A 2,808-nucleotide genomic window follows, 5' to 3' on the forward strand; every position below is an offset into this window, starting at 1 on the left:
CAAGGCTGGCCATGTCCTGTTCCGCACCCACCACTACCAACTGATGACCACGTCCGCCACCCCGCCCGAAGCCACGACCGAAGCAACCCTGGCCACCACCCTGAGCCAGGAGTTGCGCAGTGAACAGATCCTCAACCTCCTTCCCCACCGCTATCCCTTTGCCCTGGTGGACCGGGTGGTGGAACAGGTGCCAGGGAAGCGGGCCGTCGCCATCAAGAACGTCAGCATCAACGAACCCCAGTTTCAAGGGCACTTCCCCGGACGCCCTCTGATGCCTGGTGTGCTGATTGTGGAAGCCATGGCCCAGGTGGGGGGGCTGATCGTGATGCAGATGCCCAACCTCCCCGAGGGACTGTTCGTCTTTGCCGGCATTGACAGGGTGCGCTTCCGCCGGCCGGTGGCGCCTGGGGACCAGCTTCACATCAGTTGCGAGCTCATCGGCATCCGGCGCCAGCGCTTCAGTAAGGTGCGGGGCAGGGTAACTGTGGACGGGGAACCGGTTTGCGACGGCGAACTGATGTTTTCCCTTCTGGATTGAGATGCAGACGGACCTGCTCGAACCACAAATCCATCCCACCGCCGTTGTGGACCCGGAAGCCTCCCTGGCGCCAGGGGTCGTGGTTGGTCCGTACGTGGTCATTGGCGCCAAGGTGACCATCGGCCCCAACTGCCGGATTGGCCCCCATGCGGTTCTTGAGGGTCGCCTCACCATGGGCCGGGACAACCGGGTGTTCCCTGGCGCCTGTCTGGGGCTGGCTCCCCAGGATCTCAAATACCAGGGCTCGGATACGGAGGTGCGCATCGGCAACGGCAACACCTTCCGGGAATACGTCACGGTGAACCGCGCCACGGAGGGCAGTCAGATCACGCAGGTGGGTGACGGCAACCTGGTGATGGCCTACTGTCACATTGCCCACAACTGCACTCTGGGTGATCGGATTGTCATGTCCAATGCGGTGCAGGTGGCTGGTCACGTGACCATCCACGACAGCGCCGTGATCGGCGGCGCCCTGGGGATTCACCAGTTTGTGCAGATTGGCTCCCTGGCCATGGTGGGGGGCATGAGCCGGGTGGACAGGGATATCCCCCCCTATTGCATGGTGGAGGGTCACCCGGCCCGGGTGCGGGGGCTCAACAGGGTGGGCCTGCAACGCAGTGGCCTTGACAGCATCCATGGCGCCGCCTCCCTGCAAGAACTCCAGAATGTATGGAAGCTTTTCTATCGCAGCGAGATGACCATGGCCCAAGCCCTGGAGCAGGTGCGCAACAGGTGGCGCCATGGTCCTGCCGCCACCTTTTCTCGCTTCATGGAGGATTCCCTTGCCCCCGGACGTCGTGGCCCTCTCCCCGCCACCCGTGGCTGATCCCCTTTCCGCGCCGCCCCTGCGGTTGCTGATCAGCACAGGCGAGATCTCGGGCGACCTGCAAGGAAGCTGGCTGATCAAGGCCTTGCGGGCAGAAGCTGCCGCCCGCAACCTGTCCCTCTGCATCCATGCCATCGGAGGGACGATGATGGAACAGGCTGGCGCCCACCTGCTGGCCAACACCACGTCCCTGAGCGCCATTGGCCTGTGGGAAGCTTTGCCGTTCGTGGCGCCAACCCTGCGGCTGCAAGCCCGGGTCAACGCCTGGATCAGGACGGTGCGCCTGGACGGCGTGGTGCTGATCGACTACATGGGACCCAACGTCAATCTGGGTCGCAAGCTGCGACGGATGAATCCGAGCCTCCCCATCAGCTACTACATCGCCCCCCAGGAATGGGCCTTCCGGCTGGGGGAGGGGGGCGCCACCCGACTGATTGGGTTCAGCAGTCAGATCCTGGCGGTCTTCCCCGAGGAGGCCAGATTTTACAAGGCCCGCGGGGCGGCCGTGCATTGGGTGGGCCATCCCCTGATGGACATGGTCGGCCAGGTGCCCCGGCGGGCGGCAGCCCGGACCCGCCTCCGTCTCGGGGAGGACAGCAAACTTCTCCTGCTGCTGCCTGCTTCACGAAGCCAGGAAATGCGCTATCTGCTGCCACCCCTGCTGGAAGGGGCGGCCAGACTTCAGCGCCGCCACCCGACGCTACAGGTGATCATCCCGGCCGGGCGGCAGGCGTTTGTCCCCGCCATTCGCCGGCAGGTGCGGAACCTGGGGCTCATGGCCACGGTGCTGGATGCCCGGGAGACCCGCCAGCGCAAGGCTGAACTCTTTGCCGCCGCCGACCTTGCCCTGACCAAGTCCGGAACCGTGAATCTGGAATTGGCCCTCCATGGCGTGCCCCAGGTGGTGGGGTATCGTCTCAGCCGCCCCACGGCCTGGGTGGCCAACCATGTGTTGAAGTTTCAGGTCCCTTTCATTTCTCCCGTCAACCTGGTGCTGGACGAGCCCCTTGTCCCCGAGCTGCTCCAGAGTGGGTTGACCCCCGCCGCCATTGCCCACCATGGCGAGGCCCTGCTCACCAGTGACACGGCCCGCCAGCAGGTGTTGGCGGGCTACGGCCGCCTGCGCAGCAAACTGGGGGCGCCGGGCGCCGCCCGCCGGGCGGCACAAACCATTCTGGATGCCCTCCCCCTGAACCAAGGCCCCACATCAACACCGTCTTCCTCCGCCCCATGACCATGCACCGTTCCCTCTCCTGGCTGCTTGGCGCCAGTCTCCTCCTATTGCTCCTGCCGGCTGGCGCCAACCCGGCCACCCCCTTGACGGAGGACAACACCCCCCCCGGAGCAACCCCCAAGGGCACGGAAACAATCGTGTTGGCGGGGGGTATGCTTCTGGTGTCTGGAACACGACCTGGAGAAGCTGGAGGGGGTGGAGGCGGCGGTC

Annotated in this window: 4 protein-coding genes; all 4 read left to right on the plus strand. The window is 65.3% G+C overall.

Going from position 1 to position 2,808, the window contains the following annotated elements; translation table 11 throughout:
- Nucleotides 1-43 precede the first annotated feature (43 nt).
- On the plus strand, nucleotides 44-538 hold the full coding sequence (gene fabZ / locus BG35_RS0108650; RefSeq protein WP_080688116.1) for a 3-hydroxyacyl-ACP dehydratase FabZ: 495 nt from the start codon (nucleotides 44-46) through the stop codon (nucleotides 536-538).
- Nucleotide 539: 1 nt separating this feature from the next.
- Entirely contained in the window at nucleotides 540-1,364 is an 825-nt protein-coding gene (gene lpxA / locus BG35_RS0108655; RefSeq protein ID WP_025782508.1) for an acyl-ACP--UDP-N-acetylglucosamine O-acyltransferase, read from the plus strand.
- Nucleotides 1,321-2,598 carry a lipid-A-disaccharide synthase gene (gene lpxB / locus BG35_RS0108660; protein ID WP_308417029.1) on the plus strand — a complete coding sequence of 426 codons (1,278 nt, stop codon included), beginning with the start codon at nucleotides 1,321-1,323 and terminating at the stop codon, nucleotides 2,596-2,598. The genes lpxA and lpxB overlap by 44 nt, the downstream gene beginning before the upstream one ends.
- Nucleotides 2,595-2,808 (plus strand): hypothetical protein (locus BG35_RS13200; RefSeq protein ID WP_161632585.1); only part of this gene is annotated, 214 nt, incomplete at its 3' end. The genes lpxB and BG35_RS13200, both read left to right, overlap by 4 nt.

Origin of the sequence: Candidatus Synechococcus spongiarum SH4 (assembly GCF_000586015.1) — a bacterium.
Lineage (GTDB): Bacteria > Cyanobacteriota > Cyanobacteriia > PCC-6307 > Cyanobiaceae > Synechococcus_B > Synechococcus_B spongiarum_F.